The 25852-nt window shown below is 40.8% G+C and carries 22 protein-coding genes and 1 pseudogene; 2 read left to right on the top strand and 21 right to left on the bottom strand.

Annotated elements, in window-relative coordinates; translation table 11 throughout:
• The 4 genes and pseudogenes from HMPREF1149_RS05435 to HMPREF1149_RS11530 all read right to left on the bottom strand — a co-directional run.
• The coding region (locus HMPREF1149_RS05435; RefSeq protein ID WP_001171976.1) for an antigen I/II family LPXTG-anchored adhesin at positions 1-4177 on the bottom strand (4177 nt) is incomplete at its 3' end.
• 453 nt (positions 4178-4630) lie between these two features.
• Positions 4631-4792 (bottom strand): annotated as a pseudogene (locus HMPREF1149_RS11450) (IS110 family transposase); the annotation flags it as partial.
• An 82-nt stretch (positions 4793-4874) separates the two neighbouring features.
• Entirely contained in the window at positions 4875-6683 is a 1809-nt protein-coding gene (gene glmS, locus HMPREF1149_RS05430) for a glutamine--fructose-6-phosphate transaminase (isomerizing) (protein WP_000334294.1), read from the bottom strand.
• Between the two features lie 184 nt (positions 6684-6867).
• Complete coding sequence (locus tag HMPREF1149_RS11530) at positions 6868-7020, bottom strand: hypothetical protein (RefSeq protein ID WP_231288430.1); 153 nt, start codon at positions 7018-7020, stop codon at positions 6868-6870.
• Here HMPREF1149_RS11530 and HMPREF1149_RS05425 point away from each other — a divergent pair.
• Complete coding sequence (locus tag HMPREF1149_RS05425) at positions 6950-7312, top strand: EamA family transporter (RefSeq protein ID WP_231288431.1); 363 nt, start codon at positions 6950-6952, stop codon at positions 7310-7312. The two genes, HMPREF1149_RS11530 and HMPREF1149_RS05425, sit on opposite strands and share 71 nt — an antisense overlap.
• A gap of 38 nt (positions 7313-7350) precedes the next feature.
• On the opposite strand, the gene HMPREF1149_RS05420 is transcribed toward HMPREF1149_RS05425, so the two are convergent.
• The 17 genes from HMPREF1149_RS05420 to leuS all read right to left on the bottom strand — a co-directional run bounded on the left by HMPREF1149_RS05420 (position 7351) and on the right by leuS (position 25029).
• Positions 7351-8730, bottom strand: coding sequence for a glycoside hydrolase family 1 protein (locus HMPREF1149_RS05420; RefSeq protein ID WP_000911353.1), 1380 nt, complete (start codon positions 8728-8730; stop codon positions 7351-7353).
• 107 nt (positions 8731-8837) lie between these two features.
• Positions 8838-10691: a proline--tRNA ligase gene (locus HMPREF1149_RS05415; RefSeq protein WP_000814034.1), complete on the bottom strand. Its 1854-nt coding sequence runs from the start codon at positions 10689-10691 to the stop codon at positions 8838-8840.
• 16 nt (positions 10692-10707) lie between these two features.
• A complete protein-coding gene (gene rseP, locus HMPREF1149_RS05410; protein ID WP_000579745.1) occupies positions 10708-11964 on the bottom strand; it encodes an RIP metalloprotease RseP in 1257 nt (418 codons plus the stop codon).
• 15 nt (positions 11965-11979) lie between these two features.
• Positions 11980-12783 (bottom strand): phosphatidate cytidylyltransferase, encoded by an 804-nt coding sequence (locus HMPREF1149_RS05405; RefSeq protein WP_000159106.1) that lies wholly within the window; start codon positions 12781-12783, stop codon positions 11980-11982.
• A gap of 8 nt (positions 12784-12791) precedes the next feature.
• Positions 12792-13550 (bottom strand): isoprenyl transferase, encoded by a 759-nt coding sequence (locus HMPREF1149_RS05400; RefSeq protein WP_000466696.1) that lies wholly within the window; start codon positions 13548-13550, stop codon positions 12792-12794.
• Positions 13551-13759: 209 nt separating this feature from the next.
• On the bottom strand, positions 13760-14344 hold the full coding sequence (locus HMPREF1149_RS05395) for a nucleotidyltransferase family protein (protein ID WP_001094983.1): 585 nt from the start codon (positions 14342-14344) through the stop codon (positions 13760-13762).
• Positions 14325-15323 (bottom strand): Holliday junction branch migration DNA helicase RuvB, encoded by a 999-nt coding sequence (gene ruvB, locus HMPREF1149_RS05390; protein WP_000086803.1) that lies wholly within the window; start codon positions 15321-15323, stop codon positions 14325-14327. The genes HMPREF1149_RS05395 and ruvB overlap by 20 nt, the downstream gene beginning before the upstream one ends.
• A gap of 487 nt (positions 15324-15810) precedes the next feature.
• Entirely contained in the window at positions 15811-16227 is a 417-nt protein-coding gene (locus HMPREF1149_RS05385; RefSeq protein WP_000628398.1) for a GNAT family N-acetyltransferase, read from the bottom strand.
• An 11-nt stretch (positions 16228-16238) separates the two neighbouring features.
• Positions 16239-16934, bottom strand: coding sequence for a GNAT family N-acetyltransferase (locus HMPREF1149_RS05380; RefSeq protein ID WP_001144896.1), 696 nt, complete (start codon positions 16932-16934; stop codon positions 16239-16241).
• A gap of 94 nt (positions 16935-17028) precedes the next feature.
• Positions 17029-17448: a DUF3021 domain-containing protein gene (locus tag HMPREF1149_RS05375; RefSeq protein WP_000825483.1), complete on the bottom strand. Its 420-nt coding sequence runs from the start codon at positions 17446-17448 to the stop codon at positions 17029-17031.
• A 9-nt stretch (positions 17449-17457) separates the two neighbouring features.
• A complete protein-coding gene (locus tag HMPREF1149_RS05370) occupies positions 17458-17913 on the bottom strand; it encodes a LytTR family DNA-binding domain-containing protein (RefSeq protein ID WP_000701939.1) in 456 nt (151 codons plus the stop codon).
• 18 nt (positions 17914-17931) lie between these two features.
• Positions 17932-18774: an ABC transporter permease gene (locus HMPREF1149_RS05365; protein ID WP_000880497.1), complete on the bottom strand. Its 843-nt coding sequence runs from the start codon at positions 18772-18774 to the stop codon at positions 17932-17934.
• Positions 18774-19640 carry an ABC transporter ATP-binding protein gene (locus HMPREF1149_RS05360; RefSeq protein WP_000602884.1) on the bottom strand — a complete coding sequence of 289 codons (867 nt, stop codon included), beginning with the start codon at positions 19638-19640 and terminating at the stop codon, positions 18774-18776. Before HMPREF1149_RS05360 ends, HMPREF1149_RS05365 begins: the two co-directional genes overlap by 1 nt.
• Before the next feature lie 499 nt (positions 19641-20139).
• Complete coding sequence (locus tag HMPREF1149_RS05355) at positions 20140-20553, bottom strand: YjdF family protein (RefSeq protein WP_000407100.1); 414 nt, start codon at positions 20551-20553, stop codon at positions 20140-20142.
• A gap of 139 nt (positions 20554-20692) precedes the next feature.
• Entirely contained in the window at positions 20693-21925 is a 1233-nt protein-coding gene (locus HMPREF1149_RS05350; RefSeq protein ID WP_000115705.1) for an acyl-CoA thioesterase/bile acid-CoA:amino acid N-acyltransferase family protein, read from the bottom strand.
• A 55-nt stretch (positions 21926-21980) separates the two neighbouring features.
• On the bottom strand, positions 21981-22436 hold the full coding sequence (locus HMPREF1149_RS05345; protein WP_000358211.1) for a MarR family winged helix-turn-helix transcriptional regulator: 456 nt from the start codon (positions 22434-22436) through the stop codon (positions 21981-21983).
• Positions 22437-22527: 91 nt separating this feature from the next.
• Positions 22528-25029, bottom strand: coding sequence for a leucine--tRNA ligase (leuS, locus tag HMPREF1149_RS05340; RefSeq protein ID WP_000011724.1), 2502 nt, complete (start codon positions 25027-25029; stop codon positions 22528-22530).
• Between the two features lie 168 nt (positions 25030-25197).
• Here leuS and HMPREF1149_RS05335 point away from each other — a divergent pair, with 168 nt between their 5' ends.
• Positions 25198-25761 carry a methyltransferase family protein gene (locus HMPREF1149_RS05335; RefSeq protein WP_000365731.1) on the top strand — a complete coding sequence of 188 codons (564 nt, stop codon included), beginning with the start codon at positions 25198-25200 and terminating at the stop codon, positions 25759-25761.
• Positions 25762-25852: the final 91 nt, after the last annotated feature.

The following is a 25852-nucleotide window of genomic DNA, read 5'->3' as shown; positions in this document are numbered from 1 at the left end:
CTTTTGGATTTGGATTAGAATTAGGGGTTGTTGGTTCCTCTGGTTTCTTAGGTTCTGGCGTTGTCGTGCGAACTGTATTTGAGGCGTAAGCAACTTTATTCACAGTATTTACATAGGTATTTTCAAAGGTTCCGACAGCAATTCGTTTCATTTGAATATAAGTCTCAGCCTGGAATGGAGAATCCAACTGAATCTCTTGAAGGAATTCTTCCTTGAAGCGAATGGTAATCATTCCCTTATCTTGGTCATGTTCAACCTGTGTTTCAGCGGTTAAGTCTGTCCCTGCCTTAATAACACGACCGTCTTTCAATCGGATATCAACCTTGGCAAGAACTTTATAGTTTCCAGTGTATTGATCACCTTTTTGGTCATAATCATCTACAAAACTATAGTCATTCAAGTCCTCAGAATGATTTTGTGGAATCAAACCACCGATTAGACGATAATTGAAGTACTGGTTCAACGGGATTGTCTGGCCATCGATATTGTCACTGCTTGGATCCATACTGATTGTCACATCTTTTTTCGGTGTGATTTTTGGTACATTGTTGACAACTACTTCTGTAGCATAGCCATTTCCAAAATCAATTTGGTAGGCTTTGTTTTCATACTTACCACCCGTTTGACCAAATTCAGGTTTAACTGTCATCGGATCTGTGATGAGTAATGATTTTCCTGCTGCCACATAGTTCTTGTAGAATTCTGCTGGATTATCAGCTGAGAAGAGTTGGAAAGCACCTTTAACAGTGATGTTTGCTTTCTTCAACAGCTCTTGAATCTTCTTAGGAGCAGCTTCTAAACTATCATATTGTTGAACACTGATACCTGGTACAAGATTGCCCTCTAGATCACGAATCTTAACCAATTCTGGATGAAGGGTTAAGGCTTCTTCTGGATAATCATCCACATAGTAGAAACCATTTTGAATCGCTTCTTTAGAAGATTTATCTCCCTTGTATTGGTCCAAATCCCATGTCAGTTCATAGTAGTTCGTTGAACCAGCTAGAACTTCTTTACCATCAATATTCACACCTTGTTTGTTCTTGTTAACTTTCAAAGGTTTGATGTAGTTGTTATTTGGATTGTCAGGATCGTTTGGTTTACCTGGAGTCGTTACACGAACAATGTTTGACTTGACACCATAGGCATCGTTGACTGTCAATGTAAAGTTATTTGTATAAGTCGCCCCATCATTCAAGACACGACCAACAACAGTTGGATATAGAGTCTCAAAGGATTTTGTCAAATCTGCATTGAAAGCAGCCAAGGTCTCCTCAGTAGCCTTAAAGGTTACAGTGTGACTAGCTTTATCATAGCTTGTTTCAAAACCTTTGCTTGCAGCCTTGGTTGCTTCCAAATCAAACTGATAGCCAGTTGGAAGTGGATCTACCAATACAAACGAAGTTGTTTTTGGACGCCCTGCAGTTAAAGCTTCCGTTTTCAGTTCAAACTTCACTACAGACTGCTTAGCAACTAGAGTACGATCGATATCTACTCCATCCTCATTCTTAATTTCTTTATTAATCTGAGGCTGTGCAAATAGACGATTGTAATGGAAGTGAACTGTTGGCACCGCTGGTGGTGTTGGCAACTGCTTAGGAGTTGGTGCTACCGGTGGAGTTGGCAATGGATCATAGTTTGGCTCTTCTGGTTTTGATGGCTCCGGTTGATCTGGAGTCTTAACTGGCGGAGTTGGCTCATTTTCATATGTTGGTGCTACTGGAGCTGGCTCCAATGGTTTCTCTGTCTCGTAGCGTGGCTCTTCTGGTTTTGATGGCTCCGGTTGATCTGGGGCCTTAACCGGTGGAGTTGGCTCATTTTCATAGTTTGGTGCTACTGGAGCCGGTTCCAATGGTTTCTCTGTCTCATAAGTAGGAGCTTGTGGTGCAGTTGGTGCGACAGGTTTCGTCGGAACCCCAATTGCATTAATGTCCGAATTGAAAGCAAACCAAACATTTCCACTTTTAGAAGAAGCCATATTAAAGCTAATCTCCGATTGGGTTATTTCGCCGACAATAGCACCATACCACTTATTTGGACTAGAGGTTGTATCCCATTCCGATGTATCCCAACGAGCACCTAGCGATCTTTCTGCATTTGATGAATCTGCATAAGCAGAGTTATTTTCATGAATCTTGATAGATGAACCAGAAATTGGAATATATCGACCGTTAAAGTTTCTAACACTTTCAATTGCATCTTTATCAATTACCCCACTACCGTTACCTCTATTGAGAGATGAAAAATTAACTAATCCTCCTGTGAGATTCATAAGTTGACCTTCTTCATCATAAAACTTGGCTTTTACATTAATGTTTGTAGAAGTAAAATAATCATTATACCATGCTGTCACAGTTGGATCACTCGAGGCAAACATAGTCATTTTGGTTCCATCGTTAAAACCTGTTTCTTTTAATGTGTAAGTGTAAACTACTTTTGAAATTTCCTTACCATTAAAACTTGAATTTTTTAGACCAGTATAGGTAACATCGACTGGTTTATCCTTTTCTAATACAAGCCTTGCATAAGTGTTATTCGAATTGATTGCATTGAAATATGAATACGCTGTAGATTTTGTCCTATCAGGATTTGTTGGCGAAATCCCCCATGATTTTACCAAAGCATCCAATTCCTGCTGCCCATATTGATGTACAGATGAATCAATTGTTCGTATTGCATTTGGTTCTGATTTAAAGTTCAACGATTGTGATCTTGGTTCTGAAAGATAACCATCTTGCTTCTTTTTACTCTCCGCTTCTGCGAGTGCTGCAGTATAGGCTGCGAAATCTTTCTTATATTGTTCACTATCTGCTTGATATTTGGCTAATTTTGCTTCGTATTCAGTTTTAGCTGCGGCATTCCGTTGCTTGATTTCTTCGTTTTTAGCTTGAATCGCTGCATTTTTTGCTTTGTTGTCTTCAACAGCCTTCTCATAAGTTGCTTTCGCATCGGCATTCGCTTTTTGAACACGAGCTAATTCTGTCTGGTAAGCTGCTAATTTTGCTTGGTAGTCAGCAGCACTGTCTTCGTTTGCTTTCTTTGCAGCTGCCAAATCTGCTTCATATTGCTTCAATGCTGCTTCATAAGTCGCTTTAGCTGTGGCATTTCGTTGCTTAATCGCTTCATTTTCAGCTTGAATCGCTGTGTTTTTAGCTGTGTTTTCTTCAACTGCCTTTTCATAGGCTGCTTTAGCATCAGCATTTGCCTTTTGAACACGTGCCAATTCTATCTGATAAGCTGCTAATTTTGCTTGATAATCAGCATCATTATCTGCCTTAGCTTTCTTAATAGCTGCAAGGTCTGCTTCATACTGCTTCATCGCTGCTTCATAATTCGCTTTTGCAGTTTCATTACGTTGTTTAATCGCTTCATTTTCAGCTTGAAGCGCTGCATTCTTTGCAGTGTTTTCTTTTACTGCTTTATCATATGCCTCTTTAGCTTCAGCATTAGCTTTTTGTACTCGAGCTAATTCTGTCTGGTAAGCTGAAAGTTTATTTTGATAATCCCGTTGACTATCTTCGTTTGCTTTTTTGACAGTTGCTAAATCTTTTTGATATTGTGCTAGCTTAGCCTCATATTCTGCTTTAGATGTTGCATTGGCAGTGTTGATTTTTTCAACTTCTTCTTGATGACTTTTTAGATCTTTTTGATACTTGTCATCTGCTGCTTTGTTTTCAGCATTGATTTTATCTGTTTCAGCCTGATGAGCTGCAACTTCTTTTTTATATGCTTCAGTTGATGTCTTTACTTCTTCAGCCTGTTTAGCATAGTCGCTTTTAATCTCATCTTGTTTTTGAGCATTTTCTGTAGCAGTTGTGGCTGTTCCTTTGTCTTTTGTTTCATCTTGAACCACCTTAACTCCTGCAGATTTTGCATCAGCAACTGCTTTATCCAAATCAGCTGATGATACTTCTACTGGCAAAGCTGAGTCTTTAGAACCAGCCTTAGCTTGACTTTCTTTGGCAACTTGGCTCATATTCCCCTGAGCTTGTGGTAGATTTGTGGCTGGGTTTCCTGTAGTAGCTACCTCAACTGTACTTGTACTCTTCGTCTCTGTGACTTCATCAGCAAAAACTGCTTTGTCTGCAAAAGCAATCAAAGCAGTTCCTAAAACAGCACCACACAAAGTTTTCGCAACTTTGCTTTTACGAAATCCATAGACTTCTCTTTTTTGCATTTTTCTTCCTCATTTCAAATTATCATATCATCTAAATTAATTTAAATTTAACATTTATCGTATTTTAACAGTTTTTTAAAATATTTACAAGTATGTAGCACATTTTTTCAATTCTTTTACTTCATAAAAACCACGAATACAGCAAATTAAAATACAGAAATGAACTAGTTAATTTACAAAATATAAAAAAGGCTGAAAAATGTACTGACACTTAAAAGTTGGATAATTAATTTATCCAAAGAATTTAGTTCTATATTGCACTGGACTAAATCCTTTTCTACCATTTATCAAACATATCAAGATGTTTGATAAAAAACGGTTTGAGTTCCATAGTCGAACTAAGGAAATTGTCTTTTGGGGGGCTACAGTTCAGAGTAAAAAGTGTACACAAAGCCAACACCTTACCTAGTGATTTTTTTGATAAGGTGTTACAATAATACGGCATAAACAATTTTACCGATTTTGGGTAGAAGTATAATCGTAAAGTTTGTTATGCGTTATGAGGTAATACATTGTTCTGATAAGATGATATATAGAGGCAATCGTGCGTGGTTTAGTTGAAGCCACTTGTGATCGTCTTTTCCGTTTCTCATAGAAGTCTCCGATACGATGAGGAATAGAAAGGACGAATTTCGTCCTTTCTCGAGTTTAGCTTTTCTTCAACCCACTATAGTTGAAAAAGAGCCACTTTCTTAGCTTATTCTACTGTTACTGACTTAGCAAGGTTACGTGGTTTGTCCACATCAAGGCCACGGTGAAGTGTTGCAAAGTAAGCGACCAATTGCGTTGGTACGACCATTGAGATTGGCGAGAGGTAAGGATGGACGGTCGTCAGAACGATATCGTCTGTCTCTTTATCAACATTTTCTTCTGCGATAGTGAGAACCTTAGCACCACGGGCTGCGACCTCTTGTATATTTCCACGAGTATGGTTGGCAAGAACTGGATCTGACAAGAGGGCCAAGACAGGCGTTCCCTCTTCAATCAAGGCAATGGTTCCGTGCTTGAGCTCTCCTGCCGCAAAGCCTTCACACTGGATATAAGAAATCTCTTTGAGTTTGAGACTGGCTTCCATGGCTACATAGTAGTCTTGACCACGTCCGATGTAAAAAGCGTTGCGAGTGGTTTCAAGAAGCTCTCGAACTTTAGCATCGATTGTTTCTTTTTCTGAAAGGGTTGATTCGATAGACTGAGCCACGATAGACAACTCATGAACCAGGTCAAAGGCTTGGGCTTTTTCGTTGCCATTTGCTTCTCCGACTGCTTTTGCCAGGAAGGCAAGGGCTGCGATTTGAGCTGTATAGGCCTTGGTTGATGCTACGGCAATTTCAGGACCTGCATGAAGGAGCATGGTATGGTTAGCTTCACGTGAAAGAGTTGAACCTGGCACATTTGTTACAGTTAAGCTAGGGATTCCCATTTCATTAGCCTTAACCAAAACCTGGCGGCTGTCAGCTGTTTCACCAGACTGGCTGATAAAGATGAAGAGCGGTTTCTTACTGAGAAGTGGCATACCGTAGCCCCACTCAGAAGAGATTCCAAGTTCAACTGGCGTATCTGTCAATTCTTCCAGCATTTTCTTAGAAGCAAATCCTGCGTGGTATGATGTTCCAGCTGCAAGGATGTAGATACGGTCTGCGTCTTGAACAGCCTTGATGATAGCTGGATCTACTACTACTTGACCAGCCTCATCTGTGTAGGCTTGGATGAGTTTTCGCATAACCGTTGGTTGCTCATCGATTTCCTTGAGCATGTAGTAAGGGTAAGTTCCCTTACCGATATCTGACAAATCAAGCTCAGCAGTGTAGCTAGCACGTTCACGGCTATTGCCATCATAGTCTTGAACTTCAACGCTATCAGCTTTCACGATAACCAACTCTTGGTCATGGATTTCCATGTATTGGTTGGTTTCACGAATCATAGCCATAGCATCTGAGCAGACCATGTTGTAGCCTTCTCCAAGACCAATCAAGAGTGGTGATTTGTTCTTAGCGACATAGATGACATCTGGATTTTCAGAGTCAATCAAGGCAAAGGCATAAGAACCACGGATGATGTGAAGGGCTTTTTTGAAGGCTTCAAGAACTGACAAACCGTCTTCTTCTGCAAATTTTCCAATCAGGTGAACGGCAATTTCTGTATCGGTTTGCCCCTTGAAGTGGTGACCTGCAAGGTATTCTTCCTTGATTTCAAGGTAGTTTTCAATCACTCCATTGTGCACTAAGACAAAACGTCCTGTCTCAGAGCGGTGTGGGTGAGCGTTGTCTTCAGTTGGTTTCCCGTGAGTCGCCCAACGAGTATGTCCAATACCAGTTGTTCCCTCAACACCAGCTGTCTTAGCAGACAATTCTGCGATACGACCAACAGCCTTAACTAAATGATTTTCAGCACCACCTAGGACAAAAATTCCCGCAGAATCATAGCCACGGTATTCAAGCTTTTCAAGCCCTTGAATCAAAATATCAGTTGCATTTGTGTTTCCAACAACACCAACAATTCCACACATAGTATATACGACACAGACCAGCTGTGCTTTCTCCTTAAATTGGTATAGTCTAATTCTCGCTTTACGGAATCAGCAAAAACAGTATATACTTGTTTTTCTCACTTGTCAAGGATAAAAATTGGTATAGTTTTTCTAGACGGTATTTTATCAAGATTTCACTTGATACCTGACAAGTTAGCATCAATTACTTATAATAAAAAGAGGAGGTATTTGCCATGTGATTTTTCTTCGCACTTTTATCAGCTGTCTTTGCAGCCTTAACGTCAATTTTAGCCAAGATTGGGATTGAGGGAGTTCCATCTAATCTAGCAACCGCCATTCGTACAGTCGTCGTCATTCTTATAGCCTGGGCCATGGTTTTCTTGACCAATAGTCAGACCGAAATTGTCAACATCAGTAGAAAAAGTTGGCTCTTTCTCATCTTATCTGGCTTGGCCACTGGCGCCTCCTGGCTCTGCTACTATAAGGCCTTGCAGATGGGCAATGCGACTGAGGTATCTGCTGTCGATAAATTCAGTCTCGTCATTACCCTCGTTCTAGCCTTTTTCTTCCTACAGGATGTCCTGACGTTTAAAACAATTATTGGCTGTATCCTGATTACGATTGGGACCTTGGTGATGATATTGTAATAAAAAGTGAGATGAACGCCATCTCACTCTTTTTATTCTTAAAATCCATTATGGTCGCTGAGTTCCTTGAACCAGTGCCCTGATTTCTTCAGACGGCGTTCTTGTTTTTCCAAGTCTAATTCAACCAAACCATAGCGGTTTTTATAGCTATTAAGCCATGACCAGCAATCAATAAAGGTCCAGATTAAGTATCCTTTACAGTTTGCTCCATCTTCAATCGCACGGTGGAGTTCACGAAGATGACCTTTTACAAAGTCAATACGATAGTCGTCTTGAATCATGCCGTTCTCACGGAACTTGTCTTCACCTTCAACACCCATCCCGTTTTCGGTCAACATCCACTCAATATTCCCATAATTTTCCTTGATATTTTGGGCGATATCATAAATCCCCTGCTCGTAGATTTCCCAACCACGGTGGGGATTGATTTTACGGCCCGGCATAATATAAGGCTCATAAAAATGTTCTGGCAAGAGTGGACTGTCTGGATGCTTGGCAAAACGTGGCGCCATAACGCGCAAAGGCTGGTAGTAGTTCACTCCTAGGAAATCAACTGTATTCTCGCGAATGAGTTCTAACTCTTCAACAGTGTACTCTGGTAACAAATCATGCTCAGCTAAAATTTCCACTAATTCTTCTGGATAAGCTCCTAAAACAGATGGATCTAGGAAAGATTGAGCTTGGAAGAGATCCGCAATGCGCGCAGCCTTGACATCCGCAGGATGTTGGCTACGTGGGTATGCTGGTGTCAAGTTGAGGACAATCCCAATCTTGGAATCAGGCAGGACCTCATGACAAGCCCTCACCGCAAGACTACTAGCCAGTTGAGTGTTATAAGCTACCTGAACCGCTGCTTTAGCATCTACCTTATGAGGATAATGGGCATCATAAAAATAACCAAACTCTACAGGAACAATGGGCTCATTAAAGGTAATCCATTGGTCCACCAAGTCACCGTAAGTCTCAAAACAAAAACGAGCATAGTCTTCATAGGCTGAGACAGTCGCCTTATTTTCCCAACCATCCCCATCTTCTTGCAGGGCAAAAGGCAGGTCAAAATGATAGAGATTGACTAAGAGACAAATGCCCTTGGCCTTAATCGCTTCAAATACCTGACGGTAGAAAGCCACACCTTGAGGATTGACTTCCCCACGACCTTGCGGGAAAATACGTGACCACTGGATAGAAGTGCGAAAGGCTGTATGACCTGTTTCTACCAGTAGCTCAATATCTTTTTCCCAGTTTTCGTAAAAAGTCGATGTTTTGTCAGGTCCAATCCCATTATAGTAGCGATTGGACTCTACCTGAAACCAATAATCCCAGAGATTGTCTCCCTTGCCGTCACCAGGCACACGACCTTCAGTCTGTGGTCCAGAAGTCGAGGAACCCCAGACAAAATCCTTTGGAAATTTTAGCATTGTTATACCTCTTAACTTGATGATGTATTTATTCATTCTCATTATATAGAAAAAACAAGGTAAAAACTAGTTACATTTTTACCTTGTTTTTCTTCTGATTATAGTTTTTACTTCTTGCTGAGGATTTCAAGGGTTTCAAGCAAGTTGTCTGCGTGAACCTCGATCGTATCACCAGTCGCCTTGATCTTAACTTCTACGATACCATCAGCTGCTTTTTTACCTACAGTGATACGGATTGGAAGACCAATCAAGTCGCTATCGCTAAATTTAACACCGACACGTTCGTTACGGTCATCTGTCAAGACTTCGTAACCAGCTTCCATCAAGCTTGCTTCAAGTTTCTCTGTCAAGACTTGCGCTTCTTCATCTTTGACATTGACAGTGATCAAATGCACATCAAATGGCGCCAATTCTTTAGGGAAGTTAACTCCCCAAGCGTAACGGTATTCACCCTTAGGCGTTTTATTGACAAAGAGGCGAGCGTGTTGCTCCATAACCGCTGAAAGGAGACGACTAACACCGATACCATAGCATCCCATGATGATTGGCACAGCGCGACCATTTTCGTCCAAGACATCCGCACCCATGCTTGCTGAGTAGCGAGTTCCGAGCTTGAAGATGTGACCAATTTCGATACCACGGGCAAAGTTAAGAACACCTTGTCCGTCTGGGGAAATTTCACCCTCACGAACTTCACGGATATCCACATATTCTGCCGTAAAGTCGCGACCTGGGTTCACACCCGTCAAGTGGTAGCCATCTTCGTTAGCACCGACAACTGCATTGCGAACATCTTGCACCTTACGGTCAGCAATGATTTTGACATTTTCTGGCAATCCAACTGGACCAAGTGAACCAAATCCTGCTGGGATAACACTAGCAACTTCTTCTTCACTAGCAACATCAAAGAAATCTGCACCCAAGTGGTTTTTTAACTTGACTTCATTGAGTTGGTCATTTCCAACTAGAAGGGCTGCAACAAGCTCACCATCTGCCATGTAAAAGAGAGTTTTAATCGTTTGCTCTTCTGGCACGTTAAGGAAGGCTGCCACTTCATCAATGGATTTAACACCTGGAGTTTCAACGCGAGTCACTTCTTCTTCCGCAACGACACGGTTGCTTGGTTTGTACTCGTTTGTTGCCATTTCTAAGTTAGCTGCATAGCTAGACTCACTTGAGTAGGCAATGGTGTCTTCACCAGAAACCATCCATTTGAGCAATTCTGCCTTGATTTCCTCTTGCACTTCTGCAGGAATTTCATCAAATGAGGCAACTGACTTGTCCAAGACAACCCAGCGGTCAAGGTCTGTACGAGTAGGAGTGATGGCCATAAATTCTTGGCTATCCTTACCACCCATGGCTCCACCGTCACCGATGATGGCCTTGAAGTCCAAGCCACTACGAGTGAAAATACGTTCGTAGGCCGCCTTGTACTCGTCATAAGTCACATCCAAACTATCGTAATTAGCATGGAAACTATAGCCGTCTTTCATGATAAATTCACGCGTACGGAGAAGTCCGTTACGTGGACGTTTTTCATCACGGTACTTGGGCTGGATTTGGTAAAGGTTGAGTGGCAATTGCTTGTAAGACTTGACAGAGTCACGAACAATAGCTGTAAAAGTTTCTTCGTGAGTTGGACCTAGGATAAAGTCTGACTTTTCACGATTTTTCAGTTTATAAAGGTCTTCACCATAGGTTTCATAACGACCTGATTCACGCCAAAGATCGGCACTGAGAAGGGCAGGAGCCAACATCTCCACCGCACCAATCTTGTCAAACTCTTGGCGCATGATATTCTTAGCCTTTTCAATCACACGGTTAGCGAGTGGTAGGTAAGAATAAACACCAGCAGAGACTTGACGAACATAACCAGCACGCAACATAAGGGCATGGCTGATAACTTGAGCATCGCTTGGCATTTCGCGAAGCGTTGGGATTAGCATTTTACTTTGTTTCATAATATTCCTCGATTATCTAAAAGAAGAGTCGCATAATGTCATTCCAGGTCACAGCTAGCATCAAGACAACCATGATAACTACACCAGCCATGGTGACATAGGTTTCAATTTCTTGTTTAAGGGGTTTTCGGCGGATAGCCTCTAGGATATTGAGCACAATCTTTCCACCATCCAAAGCCGGGATCGGAATCAAGTTAAAAATCCCGATATTGATGGAAATCATAGCTAGGAAGTAGAGGACATTCTCAATTCCATTTTTAGCAGCATCGCTACTTGCCTTAAAAATGGCAACGGGACCACCGAGTTTGTTCAAATCTGGATGGAAAATCAAGTTTTTCAGGGCCGAAAGGATACGGAGCCCTGAGTCAGCAGCGGTTGTAAAGCCACCAACAAACATGGATAGAAAGTCTGACTTGACCCCCGGTTGAACCCCAAGAATATAGCGTCCTTGATTCTCTTCTGGAGTCACAGTAACTTGTTTTTCGCTACCATTTTCAGAAATGGTCACATCCAAGGTCGGGGCTGTCTTATCCTTGGTATCTGCTTCCACAGCCTGGGTCAAGTCTTGCCAATTCTTAACCTCATGCGAGCCGACCTTGGTAATTTGAGCGGTCTCAGCTACACCTACCTTAGCCAAAGCTCCCTCTGGCATGACATGAAAGAGATTGGTCTGAGTATCTCTAACACCGCCCTGCAAAAAGATCAAGATCCAAAAAACAACAACACCTAAGATAAAGTTGTTCATAGGACCTGCAAAGTTGGTGATGAGCTTGCCCCAGATAGAAGCATTTTGATACTGTACATCCAGAGGAGCGATGCGCACTTCGGTTCCATCTTCTTCAACAACCGTTGCATCATGATCCACTGCAAAAGTCTTTTCTTCTTTCAGGACCAACCCCTTGATAAAGAGCTTGTCTTCAAAGTCAAACTGAGTTACCTGCATAGGAAGAGCCGTTTGATCCAACTTCTTCCCTGAGAGGTTAATCCGTTTGACCTTGCCATCGTCGGCAAGTGTTAAACTGACTGGAGTTCCTGTCTTGATTTCCGTTGCATCATCACCCCAGCCTGCCATACGAACATAGCCTCCTAGAGGAAGGATTCGAATGGTATAAGCAGTGCCATCCTTGCCGATATGGGAAAAAATCTTGGGCCCCATACCAATGGCAAATTCACGAACTAGAATGCCTGATTTCTTGGCAAAATAAAAATGTCCAAACTCATGCACCACCACTATAATCCCAAAAACGAGGATAAAGGTTAGCAATCCAATCATTCAATCTTCCTTTCTTTAAAGCAGGCCAAATAAGTGCATCATTGGAAACACAACCAACATGCTGTCAAAGCGATCCAATACACCGCCATGCCCAGGGATAAATTTCCCAGAATCCTTGACACCAAAATGGCGTTTCATGGCACTCTCAATCAAGTCACCAAACTGGCCCGCCACACTGAAGAATGCGGCAAAAAGACTCATCCTATAAATTCCATAGGGAAGAGCAACTGTACTGTCCACTAGCATGAAGAGTACTGTTATCAGTACCGCACCTAGAATACCCCCAACAAAGCCCTCAATACTCTTATTAGGAGAAACCCTCGGGGCTAACTTATGCTTACCAAAATTCACCCCCGTTAGATAAGCTGCACTATCTGTCGCCCAAACGATAAAGAGAGCCAGAAGAACCTTATCAAATCCGGCTATACGAGCATCTAGTAAGGCATTGAAACCAAAACCAACATAAAAACTCACAGCAATCGGAAAGGCAGCATCTTCAATTGTATAGTTTTTACTGAAAACGGTTGTCCCTAACATTATTGTAATCAAAACACTGTAGGCAACTACATTGCCATCAACCGGCAAAAAAGTTAGGTAATTTTCTAAGGGGATTGTGAGAGCAAAGGTTGCAAGGAGGGTCAAGGTGCCCTCAATGGTCATGGTCTTTAGTCCCTTCATGTGCAGGAGCTCATGAACAGCCAGCATAGCTATCAAGCCAATTCCTATCTGCAACAAGAGCCCTCCAACAAATAAGACGGGAAGGAAGATAAGCAGAGCCAGTCCAGCAAACAGTGTTCTCTCTTGTAAATCCTTGGTCATATTTTCTCCTAAACTCCTCCAAATCGGCGATGACGACGATTATAGGCAAAAATTGCTTCCTGTAATGCTTCCTCGTCAAAATCAGGCCACAGGGTATCCGTAAAATAGAGCTCACTATACGCCCCCTGCCATGGAAGGAAATTGCTCAAGCGTAATTCTCCACTGGTACGAATAATCAAGTCCGGATCTCGCACATCCTTAGGCAAATGTTGGGTGAAGAGATAGTTACCAATCAATTCCTCTGTGATATCACCCGGATTGATTTTCGCATCTAAAACATCCTGAGAAATTAGCTTAACAGCCTGTGTAATCTCAGCACGTCCACCATAGTTAAGAGCAAAATTGAGAATCAAACCCGTATTGTTCTTAGTCAATTCCTCTGCTTTTGTCAAAGCTTCAAAAGTCGGCTTAGGCAGACGGTCCGTCTCACCAATCATCTGAATTTTAACGTTATTTGCGTGCAATTCAGGGACATAGTTATCATAAAACTCGACTGGCAAGTTCATGATAAACTTGACTTCCTGATCCGGACGAGTCCAATTTTCCGTAGAAAAAGCATAGACCGTAATAACCTTAACGCCCAGTTTGTTGGCCACCTTAGTCACCTTTTGAAGGGCTTCCATCCCCGCCTTGTGTCCGAAAACCCGTGGTTGCATGCGTCTTTTAGCCCAGCGACCATTCCCATCCATGATGATGCCAATATGATTAGGAACCTGTATTGGAACCTCTACTTCTGCAGCTTTATCTTTCTTAAAAAATCCAAACATGATCTTATTCCTATTCAAAAATCTATCGTTTTATTATACCATACTTCCCTATTTTCTTCTATTGCTAAGTTACTATCATTACTTGTAAGTAACAAAAAATAAGCCGCCTGATTGGGCGACTTTATTTTATAGGGAGATTATTATGAAAAAGTTTTAGGAGTTTAAGTTAAGTTTCTCTTAACTTATGGACTTAGTATACCGTTCCTAACTTAAATTTTTCTTAAGTTTTTTGAAAAAGTGAGATTTTCCCATTTTTCTTGCCAATTTTTCTTGGACAGGCGTTCTTGATAGAGCTTCATCCGGTCCTCATTCTCTAAAAAATGAGGAGTTGGGGATACGTAAAAGTTAAAAATATCCTCTAAACCATAGGGCGCAAAGAGCTCTAAAGTTGCGTCGGCATTCAAGCGAAGCCCTATCGCTGTACAGCGCTCGGGATATTTACTCATGGCATCACGAGAACTCGTGTAAGGCGCTGTGTGGGGACTGTGTAGATGCATATAAACCTGATTTTTCAACTCCCACTGATACTGAGGGAAATCTTCTCTCAGCTTGTTCTCTAGGGATACTGTTTCCTCATAAGAAACATCTGGATTAAAGAAAATCACATCCACATCCGTTTCACAGTCAAAAGGCGATTTGTCTGACAAGAGATTCCAGATGAAATTCCTGACAGAACCTGCTGCCAACCAAGAGTCTTTCAAACCAAGGTCACGAATGATGGTCAGAATGGTCATTATATCTGGATTTTCTCTAAAAACGTCTAGAATTTCTTGCTTATTTTTCATTGTATTCATACCCTAAATGCTCATATGCCTTAGCTGTCGCCACCCGTCCAGAACGAGTTCGCATGATAAAGCCTTTTTGGATGAGGTAGGGTTCGTACATATCTTCTACCGTCTCACGCTCCTCGGCGATATTAACCGAAAGGGTTCCCAGCCCGACAGGACCACCACCGTACATCTCAATCATGGTACGGAGGATTTTTTGGTCCACATAGTCTAGACCTTCACGGTCAACATCCAGCATGGTCAAAGCCTTATCGGTAATGACATCATCGATAACCCCATTTCCCATAATCTGGGCAAAATCGCGCACGCGCTTAAGGAGGCGATTGGCGATACGAGGAGTTCCCCGACTACGCAAGGCCAGCTCAGCAGCTGCCTCGTGGGTAATTTCCATCTCAAAGATATCTGCCGTCCGCTCAACAATCTCCGTCAAATCAGCATGGGCATAGTATTCCATATGGCCTGTAATCCCGAAACGTGCTCTCAAAGGATTAGAAAGCATACCCGCACGGGTCGTCGCACCAATCAAGGTAAAAGGTGGCAAGTCCAAATGAACACTGCGACTGCCTTCACCAGCCCCAATCATGATATCAATGTAGAAGTCTTCCATGGCACTATAGAGTACCTCTTCCACCGACATGGGCAAGCGATGAATCTCGTCAATAAAGAGGACATCTCCAGGTTCCAAATCATTCAAAATCGCTACCAGATCCCCCGCTTTTTCAATGACAGGACCAGATGTTTGCTTGAGATTGACTCCCAGTTCATTGGCAATAACAAAGGCCATGGTCGTTTTCCCCAAACCTGGAGGCCCAAATAAGAGTACATGATCCAGTGCTTCATCCCGCATTTTGGCAGCTTCGATAAAGATTTGCAGCTGGTCCTTGACCTTGTCCTGACCGATATATTCACGTAAATACTGAGGACGGAGGGTACGTTCTACCAACTCCTCATCCCCCATGATTTCATTATCTAAAATTCTACTCATGGCTCTATTATATCAAAAATCCAAGCCACAAACAAAAAAGCCACCTGATTGGGTAGCTTCTTTAGGGAGATTATGATGAAAAAGAAAAGTTTAGGATTTCATTAAATAAAGTTAGGAGGTCTTTATTTAATGATTATATGATACAAGATGAATCTTAAAGCTAACTTAACTTTTTCTCTGATTGATCATTTTTTTTAAAAATTTTTTTGAATGGAATTTTCCTCTCCAAGCCATAAAAAAGCCACCTGATTGGGTGGCTTCTTTAGGAGATTATGATGAAAAAGAAAAGTTTGGGATTTCATTAAATAAAGGGTACTCAATGAAAATCGAAATCAGACTAGGCAGATAGGCGCAAGCATAACGATAGTTAGCTAAGTCGACTCTAACGAAGGTTGATGAGATTTTCGAAGAGTATTAGGAGGTCTTTATTTAATAATTATATGATACAAGAGGATACTTAAACTTTACTTAAGAAAAAATAATTTTTTTATCTTTTTCGATCTACCCAAATCATTCCTGTGCAATCATAAGTAGATAGGGTTTCAAAGCCCAGAGAACGATAGAACCCCAGGGTTTTTTCTGTCTGTTCGGTCACTAGTTGGACTTGATAGGCATCTTTGAAGTCACCTAAAGCCTCTTTCATCAAGTCGCTACCAATCCCTTGGCGCTGATTGCTAGGCAAAACGATCAAATCCTGGACAAAAATCGATGAAAAACCATCTCCAACCAAACGGACCAAGCCCACCACGGCATCGCCATCAAGTGCCAGGTAAATCGCTAATGAGTGAGACAAGGCCTTCTCCAACATCTGAGGTTGATGTGTATAATTTGTCCAACCGACTGCCTGATAGAGATGCAAAACATCCTCTAACTTGACAATTTCTTGCTTTTTAATAGTGATCATGTCAACACCTCTTAAAGCTCTCTCAAGCTCTTGTACTGCCGTCCATCTTTATCAAAGTTTTCAGGAGACAGCCATGCTTCCAAACGAGCTTTAACTTGAGGCCAGTCCTTATCAATCATAGCGAGCCAATCCGTATCCCTCGTGCGCCCCTTATAAACAACTGCCTGGCGGAAGGTTCCTTCATAGATAAAGCCCAAACGTTCCGCAGCTCGTCTTGATGGCAGATTTAGAGCATCGCATTTCCACTCATAGCGACGATAGTTAAGCTCTTCAAAAACATAGCGAGCTAGGAGATATTGAGCCTCTGTCCCTATACGTGTTCCCCTGAGTTCTGGAGAAAAAGTGACAGCTCCCACTTCTATTACTCGGTTATTCTGGTCAATGCGCATGAGAGAAAAAGTTCCCAAAGCCTTACCAGTTGCCTTATCTATAATCGCATAGTAAAAACGGTCCTTACGAGCCAACATCTGATTTAAGACGGTAACCAGTTCCTCCATATCTGCCACTGGCTCCTGAAAGAGGTAGGTCCACATCTCCCGAGGAGTATCGGGTCCATAAACAGCTAGCAAATCCTCTTCATGCTTTTCCACCGAAAGAGCCTCTATCCGAGCGTAGCGCCCTTCTAAGGAATCAATGGAAGGCAATTCACCTGGTGTATAACCTTCCATTGGCTCACCAATCATCTGACCATATTCATTTACTGGCATCGTTTTTCTCCTTGTTTTACGCTGAAAATACTATATCATAATTTGCTCTATATGGAAACTAGCACTCTCCTCAAACCTCATCCTCAACACTACATTAGTGATTCGTTTTCTTTCTTTTATCTTCTAAGGCTTGATTAATTCGTTGGATTAGTTTGTGAGTTTGCCAGATCTGGTACAACCATATCAGTCCATAAATCAACAAGAAAAAGAACCACAGCAAGGGACTCAACAATGCTGAACCCCAGCCAAAAAATAGGTAGGTCAATACTAAAATAGTAGCTGTCGCTAATAAATGAACTCCTACACGCATACTATAAGCAAGAAACTCTAGCCTTTCAAGGATTAAGGTCAATACCCCCATAATTCCACTCATCAAAAACAAAGCTAGAATATTCTTTGTCGTTGGTGCAGGATAGGTAATACCTGAATAAAACTGAGCCAATAACACCAAACTCAAATAAATAAAGGAGGCCGTCCGCATTCCCGATACAAAATAAGCAATCAATCGCTTCATGATTTTCTCCTATAAACCTAGATAATCCATTAAGGACTTAACGTATTTCCGACTCACACTCGATTTGAGACCCCGAGTCATCTTAGCCATCATGTTCCCTGAAAAGCTATCCGATAATGACTCTAAATGGTCAATGTTTATAACTGAATGACGCGATATCTGTATAAAGTTACGTCGATTAATCCGATTCTGAAAGTTTGTCAATGTTTCCTTAGTTTTATAAATCCCATCTACCGTATAAATGGTCAACAAATTCTTATCGATATCTGCTAGAATAAGATCCTCAATTTTTACCATAACCAGATGATCATCCGTTCGAATAGGAATGACCACCTGATTAGTCGTTGAAAATTGTTCTAAATACTCCATGACCTCTCTTGCTTGGTCGGTTAACTGAGCTGCCTGAATTAAAATGTGTGGGTCTTTTTCTGAAAACTCTGTCTTCATTTCAAAACGAATCTTCATTTTCTCTCCAATACGTCTTTATTTTCTCTTGCTAAACACTTTAACAAATAAAAGCCAAAGAAGAATAGCGACGAGACTGATAATAACCACTATAAAGTATGTTTCTTCCTTTGTCAATAGTTCTTGCCAGTTGATTTGGATTCCCATTTTTTCTTGAAATTCCTGTAACAGACTGTCATTTCCTGAAAATGCGGTCTCTAACTGCTCTTTCATTAAGACTTGTCGATAAAGAGAAGCAATATAAGTTGCAGGGGTACATTTCATGAAAAGCTGTGCAGAATCAGGTAATACTCCAATAGGGATATAAGTTCCTACTAAAAATCCAGAAGCAGTTCCCACTATCGTTGCCAATTTACCAAGGCTATCTACAGATTGAAAACGGTAAATCAAGAGAACATTTACCAAACTTGAAAGCAGACTGCTTAACAACATAATCAAAGCGATTTCCGGTAAATGACTGATAACTGGGCTCTCTTTAAAATAAAAACTCATAACAGCATACATAAACACCTGCATGACAAAAGAAATAACAATACTACTGATTAGATAGGACGCCTGTAAGCCCCAGTTACCTAAATCTGTCAAGAAGAGATCTTGATCCACTTGATTTTCGCGGTCCTGAACCATTTGTTTAAGAGCCGTAAAACTGGTTGTCATCCCAGTCACAGCCAACGTCCCACCCATCAGCCAGTTGTTTAAAAGGTTCGTACTATTAGGGAGTTGGGACCAAGAATCCGTCAAATTCTTCTGCAAAAAAATGATATAAAGGAGGAAAGAAATCAATGCCCCCAATAATGAGAAAAATACTCCCGAACGATTACGAAAATATAAGATAAAATTCCGTTTTAATAAAGCTAGCATTAGCGAACCTCTCTTCCTGTAAGTGCAATAAAGGCATCATCCATAGTACCTGGGCGAAACTCAAAAGAATCAATTTCTTCTCGAACTTTGGCCAAATATTCAATGGCTTCCTGTGACGTCCTTGGATAAAAAAGATATTCCAACTCATTTTCTTCCTCTACTGTCATTCCAGTCTGTAGCAGCTTTTCTAAATCCTTCATTTCCTTAAAACGAATTTTTAGGATATTAGATGCATACTGACTTTTAATAGCAGTCGCAGAACCTTGCGCAATCACTTTCCCATGATCAACGATATAGATCTGATCCGCTTCATCTGCTTCATCCAGATAATGAGTCGTTAAGATAATAGTCATCCCTTCATCCTTTTGTAGTCGATACAGCAGATCCCAGATGGATTTGCGAGTCTGAATATCAAGACCTGTCGTTGGTTCATCCAAGAAAAGAATATCTGGTCGCGAAAGAAGAGCACGCGCAATATCAACCCGACGTTTTTGTCCACCTGACAAAGTTCCATAGAGTTGTTTCTGGAAAGCAGTCAAACCCAGTTGATGAATCAAATCATCCACACGACTTGCTGCAATCTCTTTATACTGTTGAGCACGAATCGTGAGATTTTCCCTAACCGTCAACATCTCATCCAGTACACTAGCTTGAAAAACCACTCCGATTTTCGTATTTGGCGCATATCGAATCTGACCTTGTGTCGGATTTTTCAAACCGATTAACATGGAAATGGTGGTTGATTTTCCTGCACCATTGGGTCCCAAAATAGCATTGAAACTTCCTTTTTCAAACTCTAACTGAATATCATTGACAGCCATATGATTGCCGTACCGTTTAGTTAAATGTTTAGCTTGTAAAATCATATTTTTTCCTCCTCTTAACCACACTAGTTTAACAAAAAGAATGAAAGAAAAATCGATTTTTGAGATAAGCAGTTAAAATGAAAGGCCAAGTGGTAAAATAATGGGGGTTAAATTAAAGTAGAGCAGGCTGCAACCGTTTTTCTCCTATCGAATCACTAAAGGATGTTGAAAAACACTTACAACCATACATTATATTTTTAAACATGCGCTATAAAAGAGGTGTTTTATAGCATTCGGCAGAAAAATTCAAGAGTCAATAGTATTGTTCTCGCTAAACCAAACAATAAAAAATGGATCAGAAATCATGGCACACACTCCCTTCTAGTAAAATGAAAATGTTGAATGGGGTAGGATTAAATTTGAAGTAAGCAAGTATGATCCTGAATTTGAAACTGCCATTAACGATAAGTCTATCTATTAGGAAAGAAATCTTCAATACAAGCAAAAACAGCTCTTGTTATCCAAGAAGAGCTGTTCTATTTTATGAAAGAGAAAGCTACTAGTGCCCCTTGTGCTTCTCTCTACGTTTTTGCTGTTTGCGTTCAAATTTCTCTTGCTTGAGCAATTGCTTTTGGAGACTGGACTGTTGTTTTGAATGCTTTTTTCGTTCGTCATACTGCAACTGCAAGAGCTCTTGTGACTTAGAGGAAACTTTCTGCTTCACCTGTTTCTTTACAGCTCGCTGCAAACGCTTCGGATTCTTAATCTTCACATGCTGTTTGACTGTTGCCTCTGGACTAAAAGATAACCGAGCAAACTGAGTCTGTAAAAGTTTCAAAATTTCATCCTCTTTTGGTTCCTGACCAAATGTCACACGACAAACTTGATAAGTTCCCTCATACTCTTGTTCAAACAATCCATGCCAAAATCCATCTTCAAAATAAACTGTCAAGCCAATTGAAACGATTTCCACGACAGCACCTCCTTAAATCTATCCCTAAGAATGGACAACCAAGGAGGAAGGTTACTGATAGGCTTGCCTACGTCTGGACTACCAACCAGAACTGTGTTTTTATCTTAGTTGGGACTATTATAGCACGGTTCAGCACTATCTACAAATTTTTCAGATGTGTATCAAAAAAATTTATCGTGGCAAACCAAGAGTCTACACTTTCTTTCATTAATAAGCGCCAATCTTTTCGATAACGATGATTCGGTTGATAAGCAACCGTCAACATATGCCCCGTTTCATGGTATTTTTTAAACAAAATGGATTTCCCTTTGTAATGTGAAATAATATCATCTATCGCGGATGACGCATTCCATATTTCATCAACATCGCTTCCTAGCAATAATAAAGGAGAGGCAATTTTACTCACATCAATCTGAGCCCTACTATCTCCAGGAATATGTTTTCCAAAAAACTTGTTTAACAAATAATTTCCTAGTTGAAATTTTTGATACGGAAGTTCTTTTTGCAAATATGTCCAAGAAGATGAATGAGAGTTGAGTTTTCCCTTTATTCCCTCAAATATTATATTTGAGGGGGAATTGAGTACCAAACATTGCACATCATCCAAAATACTTTGTCCAGCCAGAACAAGCTCTGCTCCTTTAGAACGACCATATATTCCTATTTTTGTATTGTCAACTTGAGGATGATGATATAGAAAATCGTTCGCTTCCTCCAGACATTCTATCGGAATTCGTTCTAAGTTTTGGGGTAATCCCTCTAAACCAAAATAAGCTATCGCAAGACAAATATAGCCTCTAGAAGATAAAAGTTGGGCAATGTTCTGAGCTTTTTCAATTCTTCCCTCACTACCACTAACAATAATCACGGCCGGCGCCTTTCTTAACTTTTCATCATAAAATAATCGACCTTGAAAATGCTTATCATAAATATCTTGATACCTTATTCCCAGATTCATATAAAGCCTTACAAAACTTTGCTCCGCGACCACATCTTTCCCCAGCCTGATTTTAATTTCAACACCAAAACAATCTCGCAATGGAATTCTATCAAGAGAACTGGGTAATCTCCTTTTCCTATTCTTCAACGGTTTCGCATTAAAGAACAAGCCCATTTCTGAAACTCCTTTATAAGATCCCGAAATAGATGCTGTTTGAGAGGTGTCAATCATACCGTCCTGATCAGATAAAAAAATTGCAGTTGATTTCCACATGACATCATGATCTAAAAGTAAGGGAGCATTTATACAGTAATAATCAGACAGGTACATTTCTACACAATACCTTGTCCTTGGTTCTAAACCATTGATAGTAATATAAAAAGATTCATCTGCTAAGTCAGTTTGTGAAATCAGTTCAATGTTTACACTCATATCTTCTCCTTTTGTTAATATACTTAACAACCAAATTTAAAATTTACCGTGACTTTTACCACGGTAATTCTTCCCATACCTTTTCAATATCATCCATCAATTTCACAACTGTTTGAAGCTCCTCCTCACTATAGTTGTTTAAAACTGAAAAGACCGATTTTTCAATATATGCTTGTTGCTCCTTATGGATTTTAAAAACTTCGATGCCTTTGTCAGATAATCTCAAATATTTATTTTTCCCATTATTCGGAGCAAAATCAAAAACAACTAAATTTTTTTGAATTAATCTCCTAACACTTTGAGTTATTGCACTTCTCGAAACTTTTAATAATTCAGATAATTTCACTAGATTTAAGGGCTGATTTTTCCCAATCACAACAATCAAATGTACCTCATTCAACGTAATGGATTTGTCAATACTAATTTTATGTTGATTTTTTTTTAACTGTTCAAACGCTAGAATAAATCTATTGAAACGATTATTAAATGTAATAAATTCTTTTTTATCCATAATCTCTCTTTTCTTTGTTAATTATATTAACAAAATAGAAACTCCTTGTCAAATAAAAATCCTCCAGATTCTACTCTGAAGGATTCCTATCTTATTTCACAACGATATTAACGAGTTTGTTAGGTACCGCAATCACCTTCACGATTTCCTTGCCGTCAATTTCTGCTTTAACTTTTTCATCCGCTAGAGCGATTTCTTGCAATTCTTCGCGTGATAGGTCTTTAGCAACCATGAGTTTAGCACGGACTTTACCTTTGATTTGGACGACGATTTCGATTTCGTCTTCAACCAATTTGCTTTCGTCCCATGTTGGCCAAGCTACATAAGAGATGGATTCACCTGTTTCTGCAACAGTTTGCCAGAGTTCTTCTGCCAAGTGAGGTGCAAATGGAGCAATCAATTGGATAAAGCCTTTGGCGTAGTCTACATAGAGTTTGTCTTCCTTGTTAGCAGCGTTGACAAAGACCATAAGTTGGGCAATGGCTGTGTTGAATTTCATGGACTCGATTTGCTCAGTGACAGATTTAACGGTTTCATTGTAAACCTTGTCAAGAGCGCCATTATTTTCCGCAACGATTTCTTTACTTGTGATCAAACGGTAAACACGGTCGAGGAACTTACGACTTCCTTCCAGACCTTCTTCAGACCAAGCGATGGAAGCATCAAGTGGGCCCATAAACATTTCATAAATACGAAGAGTGTCGGCACCATATTGTTCCACTACGTCGTCTGGGTTAACAACGTTCTTGAGCGATTTAGACATCTTGGCTGGTGCTTGCTCCAGTTCTTCTCCTGTTTCCACATGGAAGAAGGAAACGTCACGTTTTTCAACCTTGTCAGTCGCTACAAGAGCCCCACGGTGGTCACGGTAGCTTGTCCCCAAAATCATTCCTTGGTTAAAGAGTTTTTGGAATGGCTCTTTTGTTGGAACCACACCGAGGTCATAGAGGAATTTGTGCCAGAAACGAGCGTAGAGCAAGTGAAGAACGGCATGCTCTGCACCACCCACGTAGATATCCACTGGCAACCATTGTTTGAGGAGGTCCTCATCAGCCAATTTCTCAGTGTTATGAGGGTCAATATAGCGGAGGTAGTACCAACTTGAACCAGCCCACTGTGGCATGGTGTTGGTTTCACGACGACCTTTAACACCATCTTCACGAGTCACTTCAAGCCAGTCTGTCAAGTTAGCTAGTGGACTTTCACCAGTACCTGAAGGACGGATGTCCTTAGTTACAGGCAAGACAAGTGGCAATTCATTTTCAGGAACAGCCGTTGAAATCCCATCTTCCCAATGAATGATTGGAATTGGCTCACCCCAGTAACGTTGACGGCTAAAGAGCCAGTCACGGAGACGGTAGGTGACTTTTTCTTGACCGTAGCCTTTTTCTTCCAACCAAGCCACAATCTTAGCAATAGCGTCTTCTTTGTTAAGGCCATCTAGGAAGTCTGAATTGACATGAAGACCATCTTCAGTATAGGCAGCTTCTGCTACGTTTCCACCTTCTAGCACTTCTACGATTGGTAGGCCAAATTGTTTGGCAAATTCCCAGTCACGTTGGTCATGGGCAGGCACGGCCATGACAGCACCTGTTCCATAGCTAGCAAGAACATAGTCCGCAATCCAGATTGGGATTTCCTTGCCATTGACAGGATTGATGGCATAAGCACCAGTCCAAACCCCTGTTTTTTCCTTGGCAAGGTCGGTACGAGCCAAGTCTGACTTGAGGCTAGCTTGGTGTTTGTAGTCCGCTACAGCCTCAGCTTGTTCAGCTGTTGTGATGGCATCTACCAAGTCATGCTCAGGAGCCAAGACTGTGAAGGTCGCACCGAAAAGCGTATCAGGACGAGTAGTAAAGACGGTAAATTCCTTGTCAGTCCCTTTCACTTTAAAAGTGACATTAGCACCAGTTGATTTCCCAATCCAGTTACGTTGCATGTCCTTGATAGACTCTGGCCAATCCAACTCATCCAAGTCAGTCAGCAAGCGCTCTGCATAGGCCGTGATTTTAAGCATCCATTGACGCATCGGTTTGCGGACAACGGGATAGCCACCACGCTCAGAAGTTCCATCAGGAAGCACTTCTTCATTGGCAATGGCTGTTCCTAGTTCCTCAACCCAGTTTACTGGTACTTCCGCTTCATAGGCCAAACCTTTTTCGTAAAGCTTGGTGAAGATCCACTGAGTCCATTTGTAGTAGTTTGGATCTGTTGTGTTGACTTCACGGTCCCAGTCGTAAGAGAATCCAAGCGCATTGATTTGACGTTTGAAGTTAGCAATGTTTTCTGCTGTAAAGTCAGCTGGGTCATTCCCCGTATCCATAGCATACTGCTCAGCTGGCAAACCAAAGGCATCCCATCCCATTGGGTGAAGGACGTTGTATCCTTGCGCACGTTTGTAACGGCTGAGGATATCTGTCGCTGTATAGCCTTCTGGGTGTCCTACGTGCAATCCAGCTCCTGAAGGATATGGGAACATATCGAGAGCATAAAACTTCGGTTTTGATGCATCTGTTCCTGTCTTAAATGTATGATGTTCTGCCCAGTAGCCCTGCCACTTAGGCTCAATTTCTTTATGATTGTAAAAACTCATGGTCTCTCTCCAATTTTATGATGTTACTATTATACCATTTTCAAGAGATTTTTACAGATGAAATCATGAAGTTTCCATTGATACCTATTACAAAACATACTCTAACTATTTCCTTTTAATTGACCACCAAAATTGAAAGTTGTATAATGCTAGCTGGAGGGAATAATCATGGATTTACAAACTATTTTTGCATATGGGTTCATTCTCATTTTCATCATCACAGAAACGTGGATTAAAAGGAAAACAAAATCAAACAATGAAAATAACTCTGAAGACAAAGGAAGTCGTTACATCATTATTGGTAGTGTTGTTTGTTGTCTTCTATTAATGAATGAACAACTTCTACCTTCTATAGCTCAATTGCCACATTTTTTGATCTATATTGGAATTCTCCTTTCTCTAGCCGGCTTTGTATTACGTATCTATGCAGTTAATTATCTTGGGAAGAATTTTACACTTGCGGTTCAAACAACAGATAGTCAGCAGTTGGTAGAAGCAGGGCCCTATTCTATAGTAAGAAATCCTGCCTATACTGGTAGCATCGTATCCATACTTGGCTTGTCAATTGTTTCATTAAATCCTCTCACAATTATTATTTGTCTCATTCTATTGGTAGTTGGTTACAGTATTCGATTAAAAGTAGAAGAAAAAGCCTTATACAATCATTTTGGAAAAGCATATGAAACATACTGTCAAAAGGTTCGCTATCGAATTTTCCCTTATATTTGGTAATTTCATTCAAATATAACATATCTTTCAACTAGGTTTGACTGATTGCTAAATATGATAAATATTTTTTTAATGAAGGATTGAGTTTTGCGTT

It is taken from the genome of Streptococcus sp. BS35b, from assembly GCF_000286475.1.
Classification (GTDB): Bacteria; Bacillota; Bacilli; order Lactobacillales; family Streptococcaceae; genus Streptococcus; species Streptococcus oralis_W.
The sequence above is the reverse complement of the archived record's forward strand: the minus strand, read 5'-3'. Positions and strand labels throughout refer to the sequence as shown.